Genomic DNA, 23,781 nt, shown 5'->3' with positions numbered 1-23,781 from the left:
GCACATTCGCCAAATTTCGTACTCCAAAGTTATGATTTGCTAGGTCGAAGTACGTAAACCCCTCGTAAGTGCGAGTAGTAGGTTCTTCCCATGCCGACCTTCCAGATCAGCGAGGCCGCCGACCTGCTCGGCGTCAGCGCCGACACCGTGCGCCGATGGGTGGACTCCGGCCGCCTGGCCGCCACCCGCGACGCCTCCGGCCGACGCCACCTGGACGGCGCCGAACTCGCCGCGTTCATGCGGGCCGGGGCCGAGGAGGACCCGGGCCGCCGTGTCTCCTCCGCGCGCAACCGGTTCCGCGGTCTGGTCACCCACGTGCTCCGTGACCAGGTCATGGCCAGCGTCGAGATCCAGGCCGGACCGCACCGGGTGGTCTCCCTGATGAGCCGCGAGGCCGCCGACGAGCTCGGCCTGGAGGTCGGGAGCGCCGCGACGGCCGTCGTCAAGTCCACCAACGTCATCGTCGAGACCACCGGAGAACAACATGCGTGACAGCTTCCCCCACGGCACCGGACACCGCCCCCGGGTGGTCGGGCTCGCCGCCGTCGCGGCCCTCAGCGTCGGGCTGACCGCCTGTGGCACCGGGGGCACCGCCTCCGGCGACGGAGCCGACACCTCCGGGGACTCCCTCTCCGGGGAGCTCACCGTCTTCGCCGCCGCCTCCCTCACCGACGTCTTCACCGAGATCGCCGACGACTTCCGGGAACAGCATCCCGGCGTCGAGGTCACCTTCAACTTCGCGGGCAGCAGCGAGCTGGCCCAGCAGATCAACTCCGGGGCGCCCGCCGACGTGTTCGCGGCCGCCAACACCGCCACCATGGAACAGGTGGTGGAGGGCGAGGGACTGGACCCCGACTGGGCGGCCGAGCACGGCGAGGACGGACGGGTCTTCGTCACCAACACCCTGCGTATCGCCGTGCCACCGGACAACCCCGCCGGGATCGGGACCCTGGCCGACCTCGCGGACGACGGAGTGCAGGTGGCCTTCTGCGCCGAGGAGGTGCCCTGCGGGGCCGCGACCACGGCCGCACTGGACGCCTCCGGCCTGGATGTCACCCCGGTCACCTACGAGGAGGACGTCCGCGCCGTCCTCACCAAGGTCGAACTGGGTGAGGTGGACGCGGGTCTGGTCTACTCCACGGACGTCATCTCCGCCGGGGACCGGGTCGAGGGGCTGGAGTTCCCCGAGGCCGAGGAGGCCGTGAACGACTACCCGATCGGCGTGCTCTCGAGCTCCGCCGACCCCGCGCTCGCGACCGCGTGGGTCGAGGCGGTCACCTCCGACGAGGGCGCCGCAGTCCTCCGGGACGCGGGGTTCGGCACACCGTGACCGCCGAGACGCCCGGCCGTCCCGGGCCCGCTCCGCGCGGACGGACCCGGCGCCCGAGGCCAGGGCGGACCCCCTGGATCCTGGTCGTCCCGGCCGTCGCGGGCGTGCTCTTCCTCGTCCTGCCCTTCGCCGGGATGCTGGTCCGCGCGCCCTGGCCCACCATGGGCGCCCGCGTCACCGACCCCACCGTCCTCGCGGCCCTGTGGCTGTCGCTGTCCACCGCCACGGTGGCCACCGTCGTCTCCCTCCTGCTCGGCGTCCCCCTGGCGTGGCTGCTGGCCCGCACCGAGTTCCCCGGACGCCGGTTCGTCCGGGCCCTGGTGACCGTGCCCCTGGTGATCCCGCCCGTGGTGGGCGGCGTGGCCCTGCTGCTGGTCCTGGGGCGCAACGGCCTGGTGGGCCGGTACCTGGACGCCTGGTTCGGGCTCACCCTGCCGTTCACGCCCGCCGCCGTCGTCATCGCGCAGGTCTTCGTGGCCATGCCCTTCCTCGTGATCAGCGTGGAGGGGGCGCTGCGCGGCGCTGACCGGCGCTATGAGGAGGCCGCCGCCACGCTGGGCGCCAACCGCGTCACCGTCTTCACCCGTGTCACCCTGCCGATGGTCCTCCCCGGCATCGGTGCGGGGGCCGTGCTCTGCTGGGCGCGCGCCCTCGGTGAGTTCGGCGCGACCATCACCTTCGCCGGGAACTTCCCCGGCACCACCCAGACCATGCCGCTGGCCGTGTACATGGCCATGCAGCGCGACCCCGAGGCCGCCATCGTGCTCAGCCTGGTGCTGCTCCTGGTGTCCCTGGTGGTCCTGGCCACCCTGCGCGAAAGGTGGGTGAACGCCTCGTGAGGCCCACCGCCCCGACCCCCGCCGACGGACTCGACGCCGAGCTGCGCCTGACGCGCGGCGACTTCACCCTGGACGTGGCCCTGACCGCCCAGCCGGGGGAGATCGTCGCCCTGCTCGGCCCCAACGGGGCGGGCAAGTCGTCCGCCCTGCGCGCCCTGGCCGGGCTGGTCCCGCTCTCCGGGGGGCACGTACGCGTGGACGGCGCCGACGAGACCGCCACCGCCGTCGAGCACCGGCCCATCGGCATGGTCTTCCAGGACTACCTCCTCTTCGAGCACCTGAGCGCGCTGGACAACGTCGCCTTCGGACCGCGCTGCCAGGGGGCGGGCAGGGCCGAGGCGCGGTCCCGCGCCGCCGAACTGCTGGACCACATGGACCTGGCCGACCACGCCCACGCGCGGCCCCGGCAGCTGTCCGGCGGCCAGGCGCAGCGGGTGGCGCTGGCCCGCGCCCTCGCGGTCCGGCCGCGACTGCTCCTGCTGGACGAACCGATGGCGGCCCTGGACGCCAGCACCCGGATCGACGTCCGGGCCAGGCTGCGCCACCTGCTGGAGGACTTCGACGGCGTGACGGTCCTGGTCACCCACGATCCACTGGACGCCATGGTGCTGGCCGACCGTATCGCCGTGATCGAGTCCGGCCGGGTCGTGCAGAGGGGCGAACCGGCAGAGGTGGCCCGGCGCCCGCGTACCTCCTACGTGGCCCGCCTGGTGGGGCTCAACCTCTTCCGGGGGCGCGGCGAGGGGGAGACCGTGACCCTGGAGACCGCGCCGGGCGAGGACGGCGTCGCCCGGGTGGCGGTGCGCGAACCGCACGAGGGCCCCGCCCTGGTGGCCTTCCCGCCGCGCGCGGTGGCGCTGTACCCGGAACATCCCCACGGCAGCACGCGCAACGTCTGGAGGCTGGCGGTGGAGGGGATCGAACGCTTCGGTGACCAGGTCCGCGTGCACCTGACGGGGCCGCTGCCCCTGGCGGCGGACATCACCCCCGCCGCCCTGGCCGAGCTGGGACTGTCCCGGGGGGACACCGTCTGGGCGGGGGTCAAGGCCACCGAGGTGGAGTGCTATCCGGACTGAGCGGGCCGCCCTGGCACGGAACCCGGTTCTCACATCATGGAACAAACTGCCCCATCTGTCCTCAAGTGTGAAAAAGCGGTACGAAAATACGGTGGACCCTTGGATATCCGGACCCCACCCGGGGGAGACTCAGGGACATCCGGTGACGACAGTCCTTCCCTCAGTGGCCGAGGAGGGTTCCATGTCCCTGCGAGAGCACGAACGACGCATCCTCGCGGAAATAGAGAAACAACTCAGCGAGGAGGCTCCGGCACTGGCCGGACGCCTGGAGGCCTTCGGGAGCGATGATCCCGACGCCCCCATCGACCCCGGTCTGCGAAGTTGGCGGCCCTGGGTCGCCTGCGGACTGATCGCCGCGGTCACCGCCGGGCTGCTGGTCCTGCTGTTCGTGCTCACGCCGAGCGCCCCGCAGCCGGACGTACCACGCCCCGCCGAGACCTCACAGGGCACCGAACCGGCACCGGAGGGCGGCACGGCGGACCGCGTCCCCGCGCCCGCCGACTGACCCACCGCGCCACACCACGACGAAGGCCCCGCCCGGAGAAGCTCCGAGCGGGGCCACGCGCGCGCCCGACTACAGCGCGTTGGTGAACTTGGCGGCCAGCGGACCGGCGACCGACCCGCCGCCACCGCCACCCTCGACCACGAGGGCGAAGGCCACGTCGCCCTTGTAACCGACCATCCACGCGTGGGTGGGCAGTTCGTCGTCCTCGTCGGCGTCGTCGGCGGTCCCGAACTCGGCGGAGCCGGTCTTGCCGAACACGTCCCCCTGGAAGCCGGCGTCCTTGGCCGTGCCGTCCGTGATCACCTCGCGCATCATCGGGCGCAGGGCCTCGGCGTTGCCGATGGTCTGCGGCTCGCGCAGGTCGTCCCGAGCGGGCTCGGTGACCAGCACCGGCTGACGCCACGAGCCGTCCGCGATGGCGGCGGGCACCGTCGCCATGTGCAGCGGCGAGGTGAGGATCTGACCCTGGCCGATGCCCTGGGCGCCCATCATGGTGGTGCTGTCCACGGCCGGGAAGCTCGGCTCCTGGGTGCTCACACCGATGTCCAGCGGGGCGTTCATCCCGAACTGCTCGGCACTGGCCTGGAGGGTCTCCGGGCTCAGGATCTGGCCGATCTCGTGCACCAGGGCGGTGTTGCAGGAGGTCGCGAACGCCTCCGACACCGACTGCTGGCCGTACTCGCCACCGCCCGCGTTGCGGAAAGGCCAGCCGCCCAGCTCGTACTCCTCCGGGCAGTCCATGGTGGCGTCCACCGACAGACCGTTGTCCAGGAGGGCGCTGTAGGTGACGATCTTGAAGGACGAACCCGGCGGGTACTGGCCCTCGAAGGCGCGGTTGAAACCGCCGGGCACGTTCACCGCGGCCAGGACCTCCCCGGTGGACGGGCGGACCGCCACCAGACCGGCGGGGTCGTCGGCGTCGATGATCGCGTTGGCGGCCGCGTTCTGGACGCCCAGGTCGAAGCTGGTGGTGATGGACTCGCCGTCGGAGCCGTCCAGGGAGGCGACGGTGTTCTCCTCGGTCACCTCCGGAGCCTCGCCGCCCTCGATCTCTGCGGCGTCCACCATCACGATGGTCGTGGCGGCCTCACCGGCCAGCCGCTCCTCGTAGGTGCGCTGGAGCCCGGTCTTGCCGACGGTGTCACCGACGTTGTACGCCGGTCCCAACCGCTCGACGTCCTCCTCGTCGGCCTCACCCAGCTCGCCCACGATCATCTGGATCGAACCGGAGACGTCCGGGGCGTCCAGACGGGTGCCGTCGGCGGCCAGGACCTGTCCGCGCTCGCCCCACACCGCTGTGCGGGTGAGGATCTGGCCCTCACCGAGCCCGGGATAGGCGACCTCGGGGGAGAACTCGACCAGCCACTCGCCGTCCTGCCGGACCAGCGGGAGTTCGCCCTCCCAGCCGAAGTCACTGGCGTTGGTCAGCGACAGCGTGACCTCGTAGGCGGCACTGCCGGTGCCGCCGTCCGTGGTGGGGGCGGCGACCTCGACGTCGACGCCGTTCACACCCAGGCCGGAGTCGATCCCGCCGAGGATCGCCTCGGCGTCGTCTCCGGTGGTGACGGCGGCGAGACGGGCGAAGTCCTGCTCCTCCCAGGCGGCCTCGAACTCGGCCGTGGCCTCCTCGGGCTGCGGCAGCGTGTAGACGTACCAACCGGCTCCCGCGCCGACCAGGGCCAGCACGACCACGGTCGCGACCACGCCGATGACGAGCCCGCGCCGGGACTTCCGGGGCGGCGGACCCGGGTCGTAGTCGTCGTAGTCGTCGTCGGGACCACCGGGTCCCCGTGGGCCCTCGGGGCCGCCGGGTCCGCCCGGCGCACCGGCGCCGCCGTAGAGGTACTCGTAGCCCTCACCGTGACCGTCCCGCTCCTGTGCCCCGGACCCGTCGTGCGGCTCGGGAGCGGACCCCGGGTAGGGGGTGTCGCCCTGGTAGGCGGGCTGACCCGCGTACGGGGTCTCCCAGGGCTCGGGGGAGGCCCCGACGCTCTCGTGGCCCTGGGCCGTCTGGGCCCAGCCGTCCTGGGGCGCGTGCCCGGGGGTGTCCCTGGGCGCGGATGCGACCGGAGTGCCCCACGGTTCGTAGGGCTCCTCCTCGGAAGCGTGCGCGTTCTCACGCGAACCCGGAGGCGGGACCGGCGTGCCCCAGCTGCCCGAGTGCGCCTGCGGCCCGGAGGGGGCGTCCCAGCCGTACTGCGGGGACGGCGATTCCGAGGGCGTGCCCCAGCCGTCCGCCGCAGCCTGCGGTTCGGGGGTGGAGCCCCAGTTCGGTTCGGAGGCGTGCGAGGAGGTGCCCCAGGTGTCGGCCGGGGTCTGTGGGCCGGACGGGGTGTTCCATCCGTCGCGTGGGGTCTGCGGTTCGGGGGTCGCTCCCCAGCTCTCAGTTGAGGAAGGTGTGGAACCCCAGGTGTCGGCCGGGGTCTGTGGGCCGGACGGGGTGTTCCATCCGTCGCGTGGGGTCTGCGGTTCGGGGGTCGCTCCCCAGCTCTCAGTTGAGGAAGGTGTGGAACCCCAGGTGTCGGCCGGGGTCTGTGGGCCGGACGGGGTGTTCCACCCGTCACGAGCGGCCTGCGGATCCGGGGTCGCTCCCCAGCCCTCGGTCGAGGAAGGTGTGGAACCCCAGTCGTCGGCCAAGGGCTGTGAGGTCTGCGGGTCGGGAGTGGATCCCCAGCTGGGCTCGGAAGCCCGCGAGGGAGAGCCCCAGCTGTCCGCCGCGTCCTCGGTCGAGGTTCCTGGTGTGACGGGGGCGCCCCACGGCTCCTGGGACTCGGCCGGACCGGCCCAGCTCCCAGAGGAGGTCTGGGATCCCGTGGTGGCGTCCCAGCCGTCTCGGGAGGAGGACGGGGCGGGCGTGCCCCAACTGTCGGAAGGGGCCTCGGAGGTGGCGGGTGAGTCCCAGTCCTCCGACGGAGCCTGGGGGTCGGGGGTCGAACCCCAGCTTGAGGACGGAGGCGCGACAGGGGTGCCCCACGGCTCGTAGGGCTCTTCGGCGGCGGGCGCCGAGTCCGGCTCGGACGCCTGGTGCGAACCCCGGTACGGGGTGCCCCAGGGCTCGTCCGCCCCGTCGTGACCGTCGGAGGGCGGCGCGGACTCGCCACCGCCGTACTGACCGGCGCCGGTGCCCCAGGGCTCCTCGGACACGCTCGGCTCCGACACCGGCGGGTCCGCCGGGCGCGGGTGCTCGAACCCGAAGTTCCCGGTGTCCGAGGGGCGGGCAGCTGAGGGCCGTTCCGGGATGCGGTAGGGGTTCTCCGGGCGCGACCGACGCGCCTCTGTACCGTCCGAGTCCTCGGGCGGCCCGGAGGAATCCGGCTGCCGGGGGGACCGTTCGTCCACGCCTGACCGTCCTTCGTTACGTTTTCCTGGAGATACCACGATGCCCCGCTCCCACCTCGGTGGGAACGGGGCACGAGGATGAGGTCGGCATGGCGGTCGCCTCTCGGCGCGGGGCACAACGGGGCTCCTGGCCGTCCGATCAGCCCACCCGCGAGGGGCGGGTGCCGGACACGGTATTCCGCGAAGGCAATAGTTGAGGCCCGGGGGACACTTGCTACCACACCGACCAACAGTGACTCTAACCCATAGGTCCGAGGAGTTGTTCCGCGAACCCTGGGAGAGCTCCATGCGCAATCTCACGGTGCCACACGGCGCGGATCGGGTAAAGACGAAGGGCCGGTCCCGCAAAGGGGTACGGGACCGGCCGGGAAGCTCACACGCGGCTACGCCTGGCGTGCGACGCTGGTCTGTTCCTCACGGGTGAGCAGCTTGAGGCGCTTGCGGCCGCGCTCGGCGCCCAGCTCCTCCTCGCGGGCCTCGATGCGCTTCCAGCCCTCCCAGGTGGTGTACTCGACACCGCGCTCGGCGAGCAGGGTCCGGAAGGCCACCGGGTCGGGCTCGGCGGCGGGGGTGAAGGCCTCGCGGTCGGCCACGAGGTTGGTCACGGTCTCCAGGGCGTCACCCTTGGTGTGGCCGATGAGGCCGACCGGGCCGCGCTTGATCCACCCGGTGGCGTACACGCCGTCCACGTGCTTCTCGTCCAGGTCCAGGACCCGGCCCCCGGAGTTGGGGACGACCCCCCGGTCCTCGTCGAAGGGCAGGTCGGTCAGGGGCGAGCCCAGGTAACCGATGGCCCGGTAGACGGCCTGGACCTCGGTGTCCACGTACTCGCCGGTGCCCTTGACGCTGCCGTCGCCGGTCAGCTCCATGCGCTCGGTGCGGATACCGCTGACCCGGTCGTCGCCGAGGATCTCCACGGGCGAGTGCAGGAAGTGCAGGTGCAGGCGGCGCTCGGCCCCGCGCTCGTCCCGGATCGCCCAGTTCTGGAGGACCTTGACGTTGGTCTTGACCTGGTTGGACTCCTCGCAGGCCTGGAGGCTGCCCTCGTCCATGTCGAAGTCCTCGGCGTACACCAGGACCTCGACGCCGGGCTGCTTGTCCAGCTCGCGCAGCTCCATCGGGGTGGCCTTGCACTGGGCGATGCCCCGGCGCGCGAACACGTGCACGTCGGTGATCCGCTTGGCGCGCAGACCCTCGTACACGTTGTCGGTGATGTCGGTGGACAGCAGGTCGTCGGCGTCCTTGGCCAGGATGCGCGCGACGTCCACGGCCACGTTGCCCGCGCCGATCACGGCCACGCTGGTGCCGTCGACGTGCCAGGACGGGGCGACGTCCGGGTGGGAGTCGTACCAGAAGACGAAGTCGGCGGCGCCGTGGCTGCCGGGCAGGTCCACGCCGGGGATGTCCAGGGGGCGGTCGCGGTCGCTGCCGGTGGCGAAGACGACCGCGTCGTAGTGGCGGCGCAGGTCCTCCAGCTTGAGGTCCACGCCGTACTCGACGTTGCCGTAGAAGGTGACCTCCGGCTTGTCGAGGATCTTGTGCAGGGCACCCTGGATCTGCTTGATCCGGGGGTGGTCCGGGGCCACGCCGTAGCGGACCAGGCCGTAGGGGGACGGCAGCTTGTCGAGGATGTCGATGCTGACGGACGTGCCGCACGAGGACAGGGTCTCGTCCTTGGTGAGCAGGTCCGCGGCGTAGATTCCCGCGGGGCCCGCACCAACGATTCCCACTCGCAGTGGTCGCGTCATCGCACAGCTCCAAGTCTTCGCGCCAGGGTCGGACGCCATAGGTAAGGCTTGCCTAATCTATCCGATGTCACCACCGGAAAAACCTACTATAGGGGTAGGGAATTCTTCTCTCCCCGCCGGGGAGTGGGAAGGCTCCGGATCGCCGCCCCGTGGCCGCGATCCAGGCGAGAGGCCGTGTGCGACCTCGCTGAAAGGGGCCTTCAGTCTGGGGTCAACGCCTCATCAAGGGGGATTCAGCCCCGTGGGGACTGTGGGGAAAGTCACTGCTGTTCCAGCTCCGCCTTGACTGAGGCAGCGTACCGGGAGATTCGCTCCTGGCCGGACAGCTTGGCGATCGCGCCCATGATCGCGTCGGTCGACTCCCGGCGCGCCTTCGCCCGGTCCGCCTGTCCCTCCCAGGGTGACAGGTCCACCGGCGCCCCGAAACGCACACCGACCCGGTTGAACGACGGAAGCCTGCGGCCGGGGGGAAGGATGCGCTCGGTGCCGGTGAGCGCGACCGGGACCACCGGCGCCCCCGTGCTCAACGCCAGCCAGGCCAGGCCGGTCTGCCCCTTGTACAGGCGGCCGTCGGGGGAGCGGGAGCCCTCGGGGAAGATGCCGAACACCTCGCCGCCGTTGATGACCTCCACGCTGTTGTTCATCGCCTCCTGGGAGCTCTGCCCGGGGCGGCGGTCCACCGAGACCGGACCCAGCGCCCTGAGGGCGCGGGAGAACAGTCTCCGGAAGAACGTGCTCTCGTCGAAGAGCTCCTTCTTCGCGATGAACCGCACCTGCCGGGGGCAGGCCAGGCCGAGGAAGAGGGGGTCGATGTTCGACAGGTGGTTCGCGGCCAGGATCACCGGACCGTGTTCCGGGACCAGGTGCGCGCCCTCCACCTCCTGGGGCCACACCACACGGGTGACGGGTGCGACGACGGCCTTGGCCGCTCCGTACGGTGACACAGGTAGCCCCTTCTCGGTGGGTCGCGGAAATCGCGTGGGAGGCGCGGTGTGCGGGGACGAGAGGGGTCGGTCGCCCGCGACCGCGCCACCAGAGCCTATCCGGGTTCGCGACGGGCCGACGGGGCGAGGTCCGCCGAAGTCGGTGCCGCTGACCACTGCCGTGACCTGGGACACGCGCGCTAGGCTGATGGTCTAGACCTCTGATCCAGGTCGGAGGTCCCCTCCGGACGCGAACGAGGAAGACAGCCATGGCGAAACTGGTCGACGTCAGCCACCAGATCACCGACGGGATGAGCACCTGTCCCGGCCTGCCGCAGCCGGCGATCGAGGAGAGCACCACCGTCGCGGGCGCCGTCCCCGGGCACGGTGACAGCAGCGGCCGCGTCAGCATGGTGGGGGCCACCGGCACCCACGTCGAGATCCCCGCCCACCGCTACCGGGACGGGGCCGACCCCGCCGACCTCGACCTGGAACGTGTGGCCGACCTCCCCGGAGTGGTGGTCACCGCCACCGAGGGCCGTCAGATCGGCCCCGAGGCCTTCGCCGGGCTCGACCTGCGCGGGCGGGCCGTCCTGGTCCGCACCGGCTGGGACCGGCACTGGCGCACCGAGGCGTACGGTTCGTTCGACCACCCGCACCTGACCGAGACCGCCGCCAAGTCCCTGGTGGAGTCCGGCGCCACCCTGGTCGGCATCGACTCGGTCAGTGTCGACGACACCGCTCCCTCCACCGAGGGCTCCCGCCCGGTACAGGCCGCGCTGCTGGCGGCGGGCGTTCCGATCGTCACCCACCTGTGCCTCCTCGACCGGCTGCCGGAGGAGGGCTTCCGGTTCCACGCGGTTCCCGCCAAGGTCAGGGGGATGGCCGCGTTCCCGGTGCGGGCCTTCGCGGTGGTTGCCCAGGGCGGCTAGAGGTCGGCGTCGACGTCCTTCTGGGCCCGGCGCCGCTCGCGCTGGGCCCGTCGCTCCGCCTCCTGCTGGGCGGAGCGCTCGTCCTGGGCGACGGCGCTGGTCATGGAGTTGGCCAGCGCCCGCAGCTCCATGTTGATCCTCGGATAGGCGGGCAGGCGCGGCAGGGCCCCCAACCTCGGGGTGCGGCGCTCCTCCATCGCGGAGATGAGCTCGTGGAAGGCCAGGTCCACCCGCTGGAGGGTGATGGTGCCCGCCGTCTCCGGACTGCGGTCCTGCGACAGCGCCGCCAGAGCCAGGTATCCGATCCGCTGGGTGGCCACCACCACCGGCCACAGCGGGCGCGTGGAGGAGGCGCGGGGGACGTCGCCGATCGCGCTGTCGTAGACACCGCGCAGGCTGACCAGGGCGGACCGCATGTCACGGCGCAGACGGTAGCGGCGCTCCTCGGTGATCTCCACGTCCTGGTCCAGCACCGCCATCATGCACTGGCGGGTGCTCGCCAGGACGTTCGCGATCGCCTGGGGCAGGCGGGTCGCGGAGGCCCGCCGCCACAGCAGCAGCGCGCCCGCCATGCCGAAGGCGGACCCGACCAGGGTGTCGATGATCCTGGAGCCCGCGAGCTCGGCCACCGGGTAGGGGTTGGCGGTGTACGACAGCATCAGCGCCATCGGCGTCAGCAGCACCGAGCCGTAGAAGAAGTTGCGGCCCACCACCAGCTGGGTGGCTCCCTGGAGCAGCCCGGCCAGGAGGATCACCGCGACCAGGGGCAGGTCGAGGGTGAGCAGCGCGACGCCGCCGAGCACACCCAGCAGGGTGCCCAGCGAGCGCTGGACCGAGCGGTTCATGGTCAGCACCACGTTGCCGCCCTGGAGGACCGCCGTGGTGGTCAGGGCCACCCAGTAGTAGTGGTCCAGGCCCATCGAGAGCCCGAACGCGCCCGCGATGGTCACCGTCAGCCACATGCGCAGCGCGGTCGGGCGGATCAGGGAGTCGCCGCTGAGACTGGAGCGCAGCGAGCTCCACAGCGCCGGGTAGCGGTCGTCGTGGAGGTCGGCGGTGCGCCTGTCGTCCTCCTCCTCGTCCGAACCGCGCCGCGCCGACTGGGCCGCGCGCGACAGCAGGTTGTACAGGCGCGCCTCCAGGGAACGGGGGCGCATGCCCCGGCGCAGGTCGTCCAGGGAGTCCGGATCGGGGGCGCTGGCCGGGTCCGCGACGGCCAGGGCCATCTGGTCGGCGAACTCCGCCGCCTGTTCGGGCAGCGGAGCGGGCCGGGCCATGCACACCTGGGTCGCGGCCAGGTGGATGTCGGAGACCCAGCGCAGCAGTGCCCGCAGGCGCGCGGCCTCGGACGTGGTGCGGTAGCCGCGCGTCTGGCCGAGCAGCACGATGCGCCACGCCTCCGCGAGCGCCACGGACGCCGCGTGCTGGGCGTGGTCGAGCTCGGGGGTGCCCACCGCGCGCAGCAGGGTGGCCAGCTCCCGGTAGGCCGCGGCCACCGCCCTGTACTCGGGGTGGCGGGCCCGCAGCGGGGCGCCGGACATCGACACGGTCCACCCGACGGCGGCGCCCAGGGCGGCGACCAACGCGTGCAGGGGAACCTCGGCCAGACCGCCGGGAGCGATCGTGGAGATGGTGGCGACCAGCACGAAGAACATCGTCCCGGGCTTGTCGACCCGCCAGGCGGCGCACACCCAGGTGGCGATCCCGGCGGTCAGCCCGATGGAGGCCACCGCCGCCCACGGGGAGAGTGAGGCGGCCAGGGAGTTGACGGTCACCGCCGCGACGAACCCCAGCCCCACCAGGGCCAGAGCGGCGGCGCGGTAGGCGTAGGGGGTCTTCTTCTCGTACAGGACGGTCATGGAGCCCAGGGCGGCGAGCGTGCCGATCTGCGGTCCGAAGATCAGCGCGGCCAGGGCGAAGGACACGGTCATCGCGACGGCCGCCTGGAGTGCGGTGGTCCAGGCCCAGGGCCCGGCCTCCAGGCCGAAGATCGCCCTGAGGTCGACGCGGGGTCGCGGGCGCTCACCCACCGTGACACGCTCCGGGGCCTTGGCGGACTCGTCCCCGCCGAGGTTCAGCGGGCCGGTCTCGCCAGTGGTTCCCAGATCTCGCACGTGGCCATCCTAAGCCGAAATACCGTGACGAAAGGGCACGTAGGCCGCAGATGTGCCCTATCAGGCACTCTGGGCCGTGGTCTCCCTGACGTCTCTGAGCTCGGTCTCCGCCCGCTCGGCGCGCTCCTGGGCGCGGTCGCGCGCCTCCTCGGCCACGGACAGACGCGCGGCCGCCGCCTCCCTGGCCTCGGTGAGGGTGAGTTCGGCGTTGCGGCGCTGGGTGTCCAGCTCGGTGGTGAGGCGTTCCAACTCCGCGGTGAGGCGGGCACGCTCGGCCCCGGCGGCCGCCCGGTCGGACTCCAGTCTCTGGTGGGCGCGCTCCAGCTCGGTGCCGAACCGGGCGCGCTCGGTCTCCAGGGCCCCCGCGTTCCGCGCGGCCTGTTCCTCGGCGTGCTCGGCCCGGGCCAGCGCCCCGCGCTCGGCCAGCTCGGCCTCGTCCCGGCGGCGGGACTGCTCGGCCAGGTCGGCGCGCAGGCGCTCGGCCTCCACCTGGACCCGTTCCAGGCGCTCGGCTGATGCGGCCCGCTCCCGCAGGAGTTCGGTGCGGGCCCGTTCCGTGGTCTCGGTGATCCGGCGTTCGGCGGCGGCCAGACCGGCGTTGGCCTCGGCCACGGCGGCGTCGCGTTCGGCGGCGGCGGTACGGGCCAGCTCGGCCTGGCGTTCACCTTCGGTCTCGGCGGTGTCCCTGCGGTGCAGGGCCTCCTCGGCCATGCGCTCGGCGTCCTGGGTGGCGGTCACGGCGGCGGCGGTGGTCTCCTCCGCCGAGCGGCGGGCGGCCTCGGCCTCACGGCGGCGGTTCTCCGCCTCCAAACGGGCGGAGTCGGCCTCCGACACCTGGCGGGCGGCGGCCAGTCGGGCCGCCTCCACCTGCGCCTCGGCGGCGGCCGGGTCGGACATCGTCGCGAAGGCCTCGGTCGCGGAGTCGAGGGTGGCGCTGAGCTGTTCGGCCTGGACGGCGAACCGGGTGAGGAGGTCGTCCGCGCGCAGCCGGGCGGCGGTGACGGGCTCCGCGCCCTGGGCGGGCGCCGTTGTGGCCGTCTTCTCGTCCGGTTCGGCGCGGGCCGCCTCCTCGGCGTTCTCGGCCTCCTGAGCCAGCCGCTGCCGTTCCTTCCATGCCCGCCAGCGGGTGTGTTCGGGCAGGTCGCAGTATTGCGGGGGGCGTCCGGGGGAGGAGCCCCGGGGAACCGGGCGGGTACAGCCGGGAAAGATGCAGGTGCTGGAGTCGGAGGAGGCCACGGGCCCGAGCGTAGCGGTTCGCCGCCCGCCCACGCCGGGGTGTGTCGCGGGGTGTCGCCGGACGGGCGCGGACCCGAGCTCGTCCGGGCACGGAGAAGCCCCCGCGCGGGACGTGGGTATGACCGCGCGGGGGCTGGTTCGTGGGGCCGCCGCCGCCCTGTCCGCCGACGGCGGGTGGGGGAGGGGCCGTGTGCCGCTAGTCGTGGGCGCCGAAGCCGTCCACGCGGCAGACCATCGTGGTGACGAAGGGGCGGAACCCCTCCTGCTCCAGGAAGCTGATGTCCTCGGAGGCCGTGGCCAGCGCGGAGAACTCGACGTCACGGATGCCCATGGAGGCGAGCTGGCGGCGGACCTCCTCCAGGAGCTTGGAGCCCACCCCGGTGCCGGTGTAGTCGGGGTCGATGGCGAAGGTCTGCACGACGGCGACGCGCTCGCCCCGGTCCCAGCTGCCCTGCGCGTTCTCGCGGACGGTGACCATCGCATACCCGGCCAGGTCCCCGTCGTGCTCCGCGAGGATCGCCATGGTGTCCGGGTCACGGAGCCAGGCCACGTACTGGGCGCGGCGGCGGCGCCAGGACTCGTCCAGGCTCACCGAGCTGATGATGTCCTCGAGGTGCGGGGCGGTCATCGTGTGCTGCTGGTGCAGGGCGCCCCACAGGTCCGCGAGCTCCTCCACCTCGTGCGCGCCGAGGTAGCGGAAGCCGAGAACGCCGACGTTCGTCGAACCAGGTTTGGTCATCAGCGAAGTTTGCATGTTCTTCTCACCCGTTCCACCAGCATGGGGTGCGGTTCCCCGGGAGTCGCGCTCTGCGCCTCCTTGGTTGAGCTGTGGGTCTGACTGTACGTGCCGGTATCAACCGGAACAGGTGCGACACGGGAGAAAAGGAAGCATGACGTCTCTGTGGAGAAAAAATAGCGAATCTTTCTTCTGGAGGTCACCATGGCCGGTGAAGGCGACATCGGTGGACGATGTGTAAGGAATCACCATCAAACGCTGATTAATCAGACCGGAACACCATCGAAACCTGTTCGTTCTGTCCTAAATTGGGACGCATGATCGACGTTCGGCGGTTGCAGCTCCTTCAGGCCCTTGACCACCACCGCACGGTGGCCGCCACCGCGGAGGCCCTCAACGTCACGCCGTCGGCGGTCTCCCAGCAGCTCGCCGCACTGGCCAAGGAGGCCGGCGTGCCCCTCGTCGAACGCCAGGGCCGCCGCTTCCTGCTCACCGGCGCAGCCCGGGTCCTGCTCAAGCGCGCGCACGTGATCTTCGCGGAGATGGAGCGTGCCGCCGCCGACCTGGCCGAGTACACCGACGGCGACCGGGGGGTCGTGCGGGTCGGCTCCTTCTCCACCGGCATCAGCGACCTCGTCGCCCCCGCCCTGGCCCGTCTGCGCACCAGCCACCCCGGCTGGACCTTCGAGGTCGTCCAGGCCGAACCGGAGGAGAGCGCCGAGATGGTGCGCTCCGGCCGCCTGGACGTGGCCGTCACCATGTCCACCAGCCATCTGCCCGCTGCCGGAGACCCGGACTTCCGCAGCGACCCGGTCATGGTCGAGCTCTTCGACGCGATCCTGCCCTACCAGCACCCCCTGGCCACCCGGACCAGCCTGCACCTGGCCGAGGACCTGGCCGGTGAGGACTGGATCATGTCCGGACCGGGCACCGCGTGGAACTCCTGTGTGACCGCTGCCGCCAACCAGGCCGGCTTCCAGCCGCGGGTCGTGCACACGGTCGACGACTTCAGCGCCGTCTTCTCCATGGTCCAGGCGGGTCTCGGCGTCGCCCTCATGCCGAGGCTGGCGTGGACGGGGCTCAACCACCCGCAGATCGTCGTACGCGGGGTACGCGAGACCGCGCGCCGCCACATCGTCGTCCTGTCCCGGGCCGGGTCCACCCCCGAACCTCTGCTCACCGCCGTCCGCGAGGCCGCCAGCAAGGTCCCGGTCCCCTCGGTCGGCCCCTTCGCCATCGCGGGCTGACCCGGGAGGCCGCGCCCCCGTGCCCCGGGTGCTCGGGTCCGGGAGTCGGACCGCCTCCGGAGTTCAGAAGGGGAGCGGCGGGACCTCGTCGAGCACATCCTCCGCCGCCTGGTGCAGGTAGGAGGCGACCACGCGGATCGGGCGCCAGGCCCAACCCCCGGTGCGCCCGGCCAGGTACACCTGGCGGAAGCCACCCAGTTCCCCGAGGGGGGCGTGCGCGACCCCGCGCCGGGTGGAGGTCGAGAGCCGGGGCACCACGCCCACGCCCGCGCCGGTGGCGACCAGTTCCTCGAACAGCTCCAGGGTGTCCACGCGGTGCCGGATCCTCGGGGTGAACCCGGCGTCGGCGCACATCCGCTGGAGGAGGGCCTCCTCGTCGCCCCGGAAGGGGCTGGCGATCCACGAGGCGTCGGAGAGCTCGCGCAGACGGCGACGGGTCAGCGTTCGGCTGTCCGCCCCCTGGGAGGGCTGGGAGAGCAGGAGCGCCTCCGTTCCCACCGGATACACCGTCAGCGTGCCCGGGAATTCCCGGGGGAGAAGACTGTACTGGTAGACCACCCCCAGATCCGCCCCTCCGTCCTGGAGCAGATCCAGCGCCTGGTCCGACTCGTACTCGGTCAGGCGGATGTCGATCCCGGGGTGGTCGCGCCGCAGACGGCGGACGGCAGGGAGCACGATCGGCGCCGCGGACGTGTACATCACCAGGTCGACACGGCCGACGGGGTCGGTGTCGCCGTCGAACTCCGCTTGGGCCGCCTCCACCCGGGCGAGGATGTCCACGGCGTGCTCCGCGAGCCGACGTCCGGCCGGGGTGAGCCGCACCCGCCGTCCGTCGGGGACGAGGAGGGGAACCCCGGCCTCCTTCTCCAGGACGGCGAAGTGTTTCGAGACGGCCGACGTGCTCATGCCTGTGACCTCGGACACAGCCGCCATCGTCCCGAGTCGCTCCAGTTCGACGAGCAGTCGGAGTCGGGTGAAGTCCATCAACCAAAACTACATGGTTCGTCAACCATCAGTCCGTGGACAGAAACGAACGCCATGGGTCCAATGGTCGGGTGATCCGCTCCTTCCTCTCCTCGCCCCGCCGTGCCCGGATTCAGGTCCCGGCGCCGTTCATGCTGCTCGTCGCCATGTTCACGCTGCACACGGGCAGCGCCCTGGCCGTGACCGCCTTCGATCAGGCGAGTCCGGCGACGGTCACCTGGCTCCGGCTGACGTGGGCGGCGCTCCTCCTCCTGATGCTCGGCGGCCCCTCCCTGTGGCGTGCCGTGCGCGCCGCGACCCCGCGTGAGCTGGGCGCGGTGGTGATCCTGGGCACAGCGAGCGCGGGGATGATGCTGTTCTACTCCGAGGCGACGGCGCGGATCGAGCTCGGCACCGCCACCTCCATCGAGTTCCTCGGGACCCTCGTGGTCGCCGTCGCGGCCATGCGCCGCCGCCGGGAGCTCGTGTGGATTGTCGCGGCGGTGGTGGGCGTGGTCTGCCTGACCCGCCCCTGGCAGGGCGATCTCGACCTCGCGGGCATCGGATTCGCGCTGGCCGGGGCGGTCTGCGTGGTCGGCTACATCGTGCTCACCCAGCGGGTCGGGGCCGGGTTCGGCGCCGTTCACGGCCTGGCCCTCGCGATGACCGTGGGCGCGCTGGTGACCGCGCCGCTGGGTGCCCCGGCGGCCCTCGCCGAGCCCGACCTCGAACTCGTGATGTTCACGCTGCTCATCGCGCTGCTCTTCCCGATGGTGCCGTTCCTGCTGGAGATGATCGCCCTCCAGCGGATGAGCCGCACCGCCTACAGCACCTTCTCCAGCCTCGAACCCGCCGTGGCGCTGGTGATGGGCATGGTCATCATCGGTCAGGCGCCGGTGGCCGTGCAGCTGGTCGGGATGGCCCTGGTGGTGGTCGCGGGGGTGGGCGCCGCCCGAGGGGACCGGGGGTCCGGGCCCGCCGTCCCCCGGAGGGAGACCGTGCGGAGGCGTCGTGTCCGCACGGACGCCACCTCCACCGACCCGGAACCCCGGACGGCCGCGGCCGACGCGCCACGCGAGGCCGCACCGCTTCCGGAGATCGCCGAGGCGGTGCGGGACCTCGCGGTTCCGGCCGACACCTCACGGGATCGCCGGCCCCAACGGGCCGCCTGAGCCCGGTCCTCCGCCGCGTGCCCCCGAGAGGGCGGACGCGGCGCGGCGGGGGACCGCCACCGTGCCGACCCGCCACCACCGGGTGAGCGGGTCGTCGATTGCGACTTTCGTTCCAGTGGTGACACCATTGGAACGAAAAGAGACCGACACCGAACGGGGACGACGATGGGCACCAACGGGTACCGGACGGTCCGGAGCCTGGCCACCGCCGCGACGATCGCCGGAGTGGGCGCGGGCCTGGGTGCGGGGGCCGTCTGGCTGTGGCGCAACCAGGCCGAGGTCGCCACCCGGCGTCCGATCAACGAGTGGACGTTCACCCACATGGACGCCCTGATGCCCACCCGGGCCGTGCCCCGGTCCGGGCGCCCGAGGCCGCTCCCGCGCGCCCCGCGACCGCTGCCGGTGGTCTACGAACACCGGGGCCGCCAGCGCACCCTGGGGGAGCTGCACGAGGCCACCCACACGACCGGCTTCGCCGTCGTGCACCGCGGGGTCCTGGTCCACGAGACCTACCCCGGGCGCTTCGCCGCCCCCGACACCCGCTTCCAGCTGTTCTCCCTGACCAAGTCCGTCACCTCCGTTCTGGTCGGCATGGCCCTGGCCCGAGGCGATCTCGGATCCCTGGACGAACGGGTCTCGGACCACCGGCCGGACCTGGGGGGCACCGCCTACGCCGACGCGACCGTCGAGGACCTGCTCCGCATGAGCAGCGGCGCCGGAGACGAACGGCTGGAGGACTACCCCGACCCCTCGGCCACCATCAACGACTTCGAACGGGCCGTCACCGGCGGCGGCTCCCTCCTGGCCGTGCTCAGGGGAGTCCCCGCCACGGTGGCGCCGGGCACCCGCTTCAACTACTCCACCCTGGACACCCAGGTGCTGGGCTGGGTCCTCGAATCCGCCGTGGGCATGCCCCTCGCCGCGTACGCGGCCGAGCTGTGGGAGCGGATCGGCGCGCAGGACGACGCCTACTACTTCCTCACCAGGGAGCGCCCGCGCACCGCCCTGGGCGGCGGATCGTTCAACGCCACGGTGCGCGACCTGGCCAAGGTCGGCCTGCTCATGTCCCGGGGCGGTGTGCTGGACGGCGAACGCCTCCTGCCCGAGGGCTGGACCGAGCGGGCGCGCGGGGCGGGGGTGCCCCACCTGGAGGTGGGCGCCCTCGGATCCACCGCGACGCCGCACTACGGCTACTCGGACCTGTGGTGGACCCTCGGAGGCGAGCGGCGGGCCCACACCGGCCTGGGCATCCACGGCCAGTTCCTGTGGGTCGACCCCGAGGCGGACGTGGTCGTGGTCAAGACCAGCGCCTGGCCCACCGCCGACGACGCCGACCGGGACGCCGAGACCGTCGCGGCCCTGCGCGCGGTCGTGGCCCACCTGGAGCGGGGATGACGGGCGCCGGGGGCGCACGGCGGGGGCGGCCCCCCTCGACCGGCCTGACCTCGGCCACCATCCTGGACACGGCGCGGGCCGTCGTCGAGGAGGACGGTCCGGACGCCCTGACCCTGCGCAGGCTCGGCCGGGACCTGGGGTCCAACCACACGGCGGTGCTGCGGCACTTCTCCGGCAAGGACGACATCCTCGTCGGCCTGGCCGAGCGCCTGATCGAGGAGGCGCTGCGGGACTTCGTCGCCTCCGACAGCTGGCGGGAGACCCTCGCCGACCTCGCCCGACGGATCCGGCGGGCCTGCCTGGCCCACCCGAGGGTGGCGCGGCTGGTGTCCACCCGGGTCACCCGTGGACCGGCCGAGCTGCGCGGAGCCGACGCCGTGGTCGGGGCGCTCCTGCGGGCCGGGTTCACGGACCGGGAGGCCGCCGGCTACTACCGCGCCCTCGTGGACACGGCCTTCGCCATGAGCTCCTACGAGGCCGGGTTCCGGGCGCTGGCCCCGGAGCAGCAGGAGGCGGACCGGTCGGCCTGGCGGCGTTCGTACCTCACGGCGTCCGCGTCGGAGCACCCCCACCTGGCGGCGGTGGCCCCCGTGCTCCCGGAGGTGGACGACCTCGACCAGTTCGAGGTGACGGTGGGGCTCCTCCTGGACGCCCTGGAGCTGCGAGTGGAGCGTGCCCCGGGCGACCGGTGACGGGACCGGGGCGCGAGCCGAGGAGGGAGCGGTGTCCGCGGGCACGGGCAGGCCCGGGGGTGGCTCAGCCCTCCTCGGGCAGGCGCAGCTCCACACCGGCGGAGATGTCGCGCAACGCCTGGACGTGCTGGTCGAAGGCCTCTCTCCCCTCGGGGGTGAGGAGGAGGGAGGTCCGTGTCCGGCGTCCGACCCGGAACTTGGTCACCCCGACGTACCCGGCCTGCTCCAGGGTCGCGATCTGCTTGGACAGGACGGAGTCGCTGACCTCCACGGTGTCCCGCAGGACCCGGAACTCGATCTGGCTCGCCGAGGCCAGGGCCGCGACGATCGAGAAGCGGACGGGGGAGTGGATGACCTCGTCCAGTCTGCTGCGGGGGTGGTTCACCGAACTCTCCCGCTGCGGCGCAGGACGATGAGGCCCGTCACGGTCGTGGGGACGGCGCTGAGCACGGCCAGGGGCACCCACCACAGGAGCTCGCCCCGGAAGAGGACCGAACCCGGCACCATGGCGACGACGTAGACCAGGCTCCACCCCGCCATGCCCCAATTGTGCAGCTTGGTGTGGTCGAGCGGCTTCACGGGCTGGCGGAGGCTGTAGACGATCAGCACCACGAGGGCCACCAGGAAGAAGGCCAGGCCCGCCATGGCCCCGCCCACGGTGCCGGTGATCCCGACGGCCAGCAGCAGGACCGTGCTCGTCAGGCCGAACGCGACGCCGTAGAGCGTGTACCAGCGACCCATCGGGCGGACCTTCGCGTCCAGTAACCGGGCCTGTTCCAGAGCGTCGTAGGCGTCCTCGCGGCGCATGCGCTTCCCTTCGATCGGTGTCATGTTTCGAGCATGGCACTCACTTTCCACAATGGCAAGTGTTTTCCTGTTGGTTCTCCGGGCGCGGGGTGGCGACGGCGGCCACCGTGGGCATGACACGCGCCACCCCGCCGCACCGCGCCTCAGTGCGCGCGGCCGTCTCCCCATGCACTAACTTGGTCCGAATCATGGCGGCCAAATCTGACCTCGAACTCCTGCGCGCCCACGAACCAGTGCTCATGTGCACCAAGGGGGAGCTCTTCTTCCCCACCGACGTGGACGCCTACGTACGCAGTTGCAGTCTCTGGATCGAGGAGCCCGGCGGACGTGAGAGCGTCATCGTCCCCGCCGGCGAACTCACCCTCGACCGGCTCTCCCAGGCCGAGGAGGAGTGGCCGGGCCGCCACAAGCACCTCCGCTTCGTCCAGGAGGAGACGCTGCGCGAGGAGGCCCGGCGCTTCAAGGGCATCGCCCGCTCGGTCATCCCCAAGAGCGGCCGCCTGGCCGCCGTGGGCGTGCTCGGCCGCGTCCTCGACATCCTGATGAAGCTCTCCCTGCTCATCCGGGGGGCCGTCCCCGGCGGCGTCACCTTCGCGGCGGTCACCCGCTACCGCGAGCGCGTGGACAACGGCGGCGCCACCTACTACGGCCGCGTCACCCGCGAGGGCGGCTACATCGTCCTCCAGTACTGGTTCTTCTACGCCATGAACGACTGGCGCACCATCTACGGCGGGGTCAACGACCACGAGGCCGACTGGGAGCGCGTCACCGTCTACGTGGTGGAGAACCCCGACGGCACCACCCGGCCCGTGTGGGTCGGCGCCTCCTCGCACGAGTACCACGGCGACGACCTGCGCCGCTCCTGGGCCGACCCCGACCTGCACCGGGACGGCGTCCACCCGGTCATCTACGTCGGCGCGGGCTCGCACTCCCACCAGATGCTCCCCGGCGACTACCTCATCCAGGTGGACCCCGCCTTCCTGCGCGGACTCGTGAGCGGTTGGCGCAGGTTCACCCAGCGGCTGTTCCGCGCCGACGCCGCCATCAACCGGCACGGCATCGGCGTGCCCTTCGTCGACTACGCGCGCGGCGACGGGGAACGGCTCGGCCCCGGCGGCGACCGCGAGTGGAACGCCGTCCTGATCGACGAGGACACCCCCTGGGTGCACGGCTTCCGTGGCCTGTGGGGACGTGACACCCGTGACTTCTTCGAAGGCGAGCGGGCCCCCAGCGGTCCCCGGTACGAGCGCGACGGCACCATCCGCCGCTCCTGGGCCGACCCGCTGGCGTGGGTCGGGCTCCAGAAGGTCGCGCCCACCGAGAGCGCCGCCCGCTCCGAACTCCGCTCCCACGTGCGCGGCCTGGAAACGCGCCTGCGCGGCCTCGACGGCGACGTCGTCAGCCGACGCGACCGCCTCCGCCAGCTCGACTCGGCCCGCATGGCCCTGGAGCGGGAGGCGGCCTCCCGCCCCCGCGCCCGCGAGTACGCCCAGCGGATCGAGGGTCTGGAGAAGGAGCTCGCGGAGGTCTACGAGAAGCGGGCCCTGCTCGCGGACGAGCGTGACACCCTCCTGCGCTCCCTGGACAGCGACGCCCCGCTGGTGCCGTCACCGACCGGGCACCTCAGGGCGCCCCACATGCCCTACGCCTCCGGCGAGCAGCGCGCCAACCGCTTCCTGCACCTGTGGGTCGCGCTGAGCACACCGCTGCTGCTCATCTCGCTGGCGCTGACGCTGTTCCTGCTCCACGGACAGATGACGCTCTGGGCCATGCTCGGCGTGGTCCTGGCCTTCGCCGCGATCGACTCCGTCGCCCGCCGCAAGTTCGTCCAGTACGTCACGGGGATCGCGATCGCGGCGGTGGTGGTCGGACTGGTCGTCGGGGTGGTGGCCGCCTTCATCGCGGACTGGCGCATCGCCATCACCGTCCCGATCGTCCTCATCGTGGTCGTCCTGCTGGTGGTCAACATCCGCGACCTCATGCGCCGCTGACCCTCCCCGCAGGGTCCCGGGCGGTGCCGACGCCGCCCGGGGCCCGTTCCGGGCGGGCGTCGCGGCGTCCGTGCATGATGGACCCATGGACGATGCGCTGTTCGGACCACCCACCGTTCCCGTCGCACCGGGAGCGGTCCACCTGCCCGGCTGGCTCACCCCGGACGCCCAGGCCGACCTGGTCCGGCGATGCAGGGAGTGGGCCCGGGGCCCGGCCGGAACCCGCCGCCACACCATGCCGCGAGGCGGGGTCATGAGCGTGTCCATGACCTCACTCGGCTGGCAGTGGGTCCCGTACTCCTATTCCCGGACCCTGCCCGACGGCACACCCGTCCAGCCCTTCCCCGACCTGCTCGGAGACCTGGCCCGGCGCGGCGTCGAAGCCGCCTACGGAGCCCCGTACGAAGGCGATCCCTACGACGTCGCCCTGGTCAACTTCTACGACGCCGACGCGCGCATGGGCATGCACCAGGACCGCGACGAACGGTCCCCGGCCCCGGTGGTCTCGCTCAGCCTCGGTGACTCCTGTGTCTTCCGGTTCGGCAACACCGAGACCCGCACCCGCCCCTACACCGACGTCGAACTCCGCAGCGGTGACCTGTTCGTCTTCGGCGGGCCCTCCCGGCTGGCCTACCACGGGGTCCCCCGCACCCGTCCGGGCACCGCCGACCCCGCCCTCGGGCTGAACGGCAGGCTCAACATCACCCTCCGCGCCTCCGGCCTGGGCGACTGACTC

The 23,781-nt window shown here is 72.2% G+C and carries 21 protein-coding genes; 12 read left to right on the top strand and 9 right to left on the bottom strand.

Going from position 1 to position 23,781, the window contains the following annotated elements; all coding sequences use genetic code 11:
• Positions 1-90: 90 nt before the first annotated feature.
• The 5 genes from AC0VYM_RS17920 to AC0VYM_RS17900 all read left to right on the top strand — a co-directional run bounded on the left by AC0VYM_RS17920 (position 91) and on the right by AC0VYM_RS17900 (position 3,750).
• Entirely contained in the window at positions 91-492 is a 402-nt protein-coding gene (locus AC0VYM_RS17920; protein WP_475453618.1) for a TOBE domain-containing protein, read from the top strand.
• Positions 485-1,330, top strand: a complete 846-nt coding sequence (modA, locus tag AC0VYM_RS17915; RefSeq protein WP_475453616.1) for a molybdate ABC transporter substrate-binding protein — start codon at positions 485-487, stop codon at positions 1,328-1,330. The genes AC0VYM_RS17920 and modA overlap by 8 nt, the downstream gene beginning before the upstream one ends.
• The gene (locus AC0VYM_RS17910; protein WP_475453613.1) at positions 1,327-2,169 is read left to right on the top strand and encodes an ABC transporter permease; all 843 of its coding nucleotides are present in this window, start codon (positions 1,327-1,329) and stop codon (positions 2,167-2,169) included. The genes modA and AC0VYM_RS17910 overlap by 4 nt, the downstream gene beginning before the upstream one ends.
• Complete coding sequence (locus tag AC0VYM_RS17905; RefSeq protein ID WP_475453611.1) at positions 2,166-3,245, top strand: ABC transporter ATP-binding protein; 1,080 nt, start codon at positions 2,166-2,168, stop codon at positions 3,243-3,245. The genes AC0VYM_RS17910 and AC0VYM_RS17905 overlap by 4 nt, the downstream gene beginning before the upstream one ends.
• A 181-nt stretch (positions 3,246-3,426) precedes the next feature.
• Positions 3,427-3,750: a DUF3040 domain-containing protein gene (locus AC0VYM_RS17900; RefSeq protein WP_475453609.1), complete on the top strand. Its 324-nt coding sequence runs from the start codon at positions 3,427-3,429 to the stop codon at positions 3,748-3,750.
• A 69-nt stretch (positions 3,751-3,819) separates the two neighbouring features.
• On the opposite strand, the gene AC0VYM_RS17895 is transcribed toward AC0VYM_RS17900, so the two are convergent.
• The 3 genes from AC0VYM_RS17895 to AC0VYM_RS17885 form a co-directional block, all read right to left on the bottom strand.
• Positions 3,820-7,089: a penicillin-binding transpeptidase domain-containing protein gene (locus AC0VYM_RS17895; protein WP_475453608.1), complete on the bottom strand. Its 3,270-nt coding sequence runs from the start codon at positions 7,087-7,089 to the stop codon at positions 3,820-3,822.
• 383 nt (positions 7,090-7,472) lie between these two features.
• A complete protein-coding gene (locus AC0VYM_RS17890) occupies positions 7,473-8,819 on the bottom strand; it encodes an FAD-dependent oxidoreductase (protein WP_475463096.1) in 1,347 nt (448 codons plus the stop codon).
• Positions 8,820-9,097: 278 nt separating this feature from the next.
• Positions 9,098-9,781 (bottom strand): lysophospholipid acyltransferase family protein, encoded by a 684-nt coding sequence (locus AC0VYM_RS17885; protein WP_475453605.1) that lies wholly within the window; start codon positions 9,779-9,781, stop codon positions 9,098-9,100.
• Between the two features lie 248 nt (positions 9,782-10,029).
• Here AC0VYM_RS17885 and AC0VYM_RS17880 point away from each other — a divergent pair, with 248 nt between their 5' ends.
• On the top strand, positions 10,030-10,692 hold the full coding sequence (locus AC0VYM_RS17880; RefSeq protein ID WP_475453603.1) for a cyclase family protein: 663 nt from the start codon (positions 10,030-10,032) through the stop codon (positions 10,690-10,692).
• On the opposite strand, the gene AC0VYM_RS17875 is transcribed toward AC0VYM_RS17880, so the two are convergent.
• The 3 genes from AC0VYM_RS17875 to AC0VYM_RS17865 all read right to left on the bottom strand — a co-directional run bounded on the left by AC0VYM_RS17875 (position 10,689) and on the right by AC0VYM_RS17865 (position 14,781).
• The gene (locus AC0VYM_RS17875; RefSeq protein ID WP_475463094.1) at positions 10,689-12,770 is read right to left on the bottom strand and encodes an FUSC family protein; all 2,082 of its coding nucleotides are present in this window, start codon (positions 12,768-12,770) and stop codon (positions 10,689-10,691) included. The genes AC0VYM_RS17880 and AC0VYM_RS17875 overlap by 4 nt on opposite strands.
• A 96-nt stretch (positions 12,771-12,866) precedes the next feature.
• Positions 12,867-14,042: a hypothetical protein gene (locus AC0VYM_RS17870; protein WP_475453601.1), complete on the bottom strand. Its 1,176-nt coding sequence runs from the start codon at positions 14,040-14,042 to the stop codon at positions 12,867-12,869.
• A gap of 196 nt (positions 14,043-14,238) precedes the next feature.
• Entirely contained in the window at positions 14,239-14,781 is a 543-nt protein-coding gene (locus AC0VYM_RS17865) for a GNAT family N-acetyltransferase (protein WP_475453599.1), read from the bottom strand.
• 314 nt (positions 14,782-15,095) lie between these two features.
• On the opposite strand from AC0VYM_RS17865, the gene AC0VYM_RS17860 reads away from it, so the two are divergent.
• Positions 15,096-16,025 carry a LysR family transcriptional regulator gene (locus AC0VYM_RS17860; protein WP_475453597.1) on the top strand — a complete coding sequence of 310 codons (930 nt, stop codon included), beginning with the start codon at positions 15,096-15,098 and terminating at the stop codon, positions 16,023-16,025.
• Between the two features lie 63 nt (positions 16,026-16,088).
• Here AC0VYM_RS17860 and AC0VYM_RS17855 read toward each other — a convergent pair whose 3' ends face one another.
• Positions 16,089-17,009, bottom strand: coding sequence for a LysR family transcriptional regulator (locus tag AC0VYM_RS17855; RefSeq protein ID WP_475453595.1), 921 nt, complete (start codon positions 17,007-17,009; stop codon positions 16,089-16,091).
• 71 nt (positions 17,010-17,080) lie between these two features.
• Between AC0VYM_RS17855 and AC0VYM_RS17850 the strand changes: the two genes are divergently transcribed.
• The 3 genes from AC0VYM_RS17850 (at position 17,081) to AC0VYM_RS17840 (ending at position 20,247) form a co-directional block, all read left to right on the top strand.
• Positions 17,081-18,160 (top strand): EamA family transporter, encoded by a 1,080-nt coding sequence (locus AC0VYM_RS17850; protein ID WP_475453593.1) that lies wholly within the window; start codon positions 17,081-17,083, stop codon positions 18,158-18,160.
• A 165-nt stretch (positions 18,161-18,325) separates the two neighbouring features.
• Positions 18,326-19,555 carry a serine hydrolase domain-containing protein gene (locus AC0VYM_RS17845; RefSeq protein ID WP_475453591.1) on the top strand — a complete coding sequence of 410 codons (1,230 nt, stop codon included), beginning with the start codon at positions 18,326-18,328 and terminating at the stop codon, positions 19,553-19,555.
• Entirely contained in the window at positions 19,552-20,247 is a 696-nt protein-coding gene (locus AC0VYM_RS17840; protein WP_475453589.1) for a TetR/AcrR family transcriptional regulator, read from the top strand. Before AC0VYM_RS17845 ends, AC0VYM_RS17840 begins: the two co-directional genes overlap by 4 nt.
• A 64-nt stretch (positions 20,248-20,311) precedes the next feature.
• Here the strand turns inward: AC0VYM_RS17840 and AC0VYM_RS17835 are convergent, their stop codons facing one another.
• Entirely contained in the window at positions 20,312-20,632 is a 321-nt protein-coding gene (locus AC0VYM_RS17835) for a winged helix-turn-helix domain-containing protein (RefSeq protein ID WP_475453587.1), read from the bottom strand.
• The gene (locus AC0VYM_RS17830) at positions 20,629-21,078 is read right to left on the bottom strand and encodes a hypothetical protein (protein ID WP_475453585.1); all 450 of its coding nucleotides are present in this window, start codon (positions 21,076-21,078) and stop codon (positions 20,629-20,631) included. Before AC0VYM_RS17830 ends, AC0VYM_RS17835 begins: the two co-directional genes overlap by 4 nt.
• A 164-nt stretch (positions 21,079-21,242) precedes the next feature.
• Between AC0VYM_RS17830 and AC0VYM_RS17825 the strand changes: the two genes are divergently transcribed.
• Positions 21,243-23,045 (top strand): hypothetical protein, encoded by a 1,803-nt coding sequence (locus AC0VYM_RS17825; protein WP_475453583.1) that lies wholly within the window; start codon positions 21,243-21,245, stop codon positions 23,043-23,045.
• 85 nt (positions 23,046-23,130) lie between these two features.
• Positions 23,131-23,778, top strand: coding sequence for an alpha-ketoglutarate-dependent dioxygenase AlkB family protein (locus AC0VYM_RS17820; RefSeq protein ID WP_475453581.1), 648 nt, complete (start codon positions 23,131-23,133; stop codon positions 23,776-23,778).
• The last annotated feature ends 3 nt before the right edge of the window (positions 23,779-23,781 follow it).

The sequence above is a fragment of the Nocardiopsis sp. iso_237 genome (assembly GCF_056173345.1).
Note: the sequence above shows the minus strand (reverse complement) of the source record. Positions and strands in the feature narration are given on the sequence as shown.

Excerpts from the sequence above, each read along its gene's own strand:
- AC0VYM_RS17860 (WP_475453597.1), top strand. The coding sequence starts at position 15,096 with ATGATCGACGTTCGGCGGTTGCAGCTCCTTCAGGCCCTTGACCACCAC.
- AC0VYM_RS17900 (WP_475453609.1), top strand. The coding sequence starts at position 3,427 with ATGTCCCTGCGAGAGCACGAACGACGCATCCTCGCGGAAATAGAGAAA.
- modA (WP_475453616.1), top strand. The coding sequence starts at position 485 with ATGCGTGACAGCTTCCCCCACGGCACCGGACACCGCCCCCGGGTGGTC.
- AC0VYM_RS17920 (WP_475453618.1), top strand. The coding sequence starts at position 91 with ATGCCGACCTTCCAGATCAGCGAGGCCGCCGACCTGCTCGGCGTCAGC.
- AC0VYM_RS17840 (WP_475453589.1), top strand. The coding sequence starts at position 19,552 with ATGACGGGCGCCGGGGGCGCACGGCGGGGGCGGCCCCCCTCGACCGGC.
- AC0VYM_RS17865 (WP_475453599.1), bottom strand. The coding sequence starts at position 14,781 with ATGACCAAACCTGGTTCGACGAACGTCGGCGTTCTCGGCTTCCGCTAC.
- AC0VYM_RS17845 (WP_475453591.1), top strand. The coding sequence starts at position 18,326 with ATGGGCACCAACGGGTACCGGACGGTCCGGAGCCTGGCCACCGCCGCG.
- AC0VYM_RS17855 (WP_475453595.1), bottom strand. The coding sequence starts at position 17,009 with ATGGACTTCACCCGACTCCGACTGCTCGTCGAACTGGAGCGACTCGGG.
- AC0VYM_RS17880 (WP_475453603.1), top strand. The coding sequence starts at position 10,030 with ATGGCGAAACTGGTCGACGTCAGCCACCAGATCACCGACGGGATGAGC.
- AC0VYM_RS17830 (WP_475453585.1), bottom strand. The coding sequence starts at position 21,078 with ATGACACCGATCGAAGGGAAGCGCATGCGCCGCGAGGACGCCTACGAC.
- AC0VYM_RS17820 (WP_475453581.1), top strand. The coding sequence starts at position 23,131 with ATGGACGATGCGCTGTTCGGACCACCCACCGTTCCCGTCGCACCGGGA.
- AC0VYM_RS17825 (WP_475453583.1), top strand. The coding sequence starts at position 21,243 with ATGGCGGCCAAATCTGACCTCGAACTCCTGCGCGCCCACGAACCAGTG.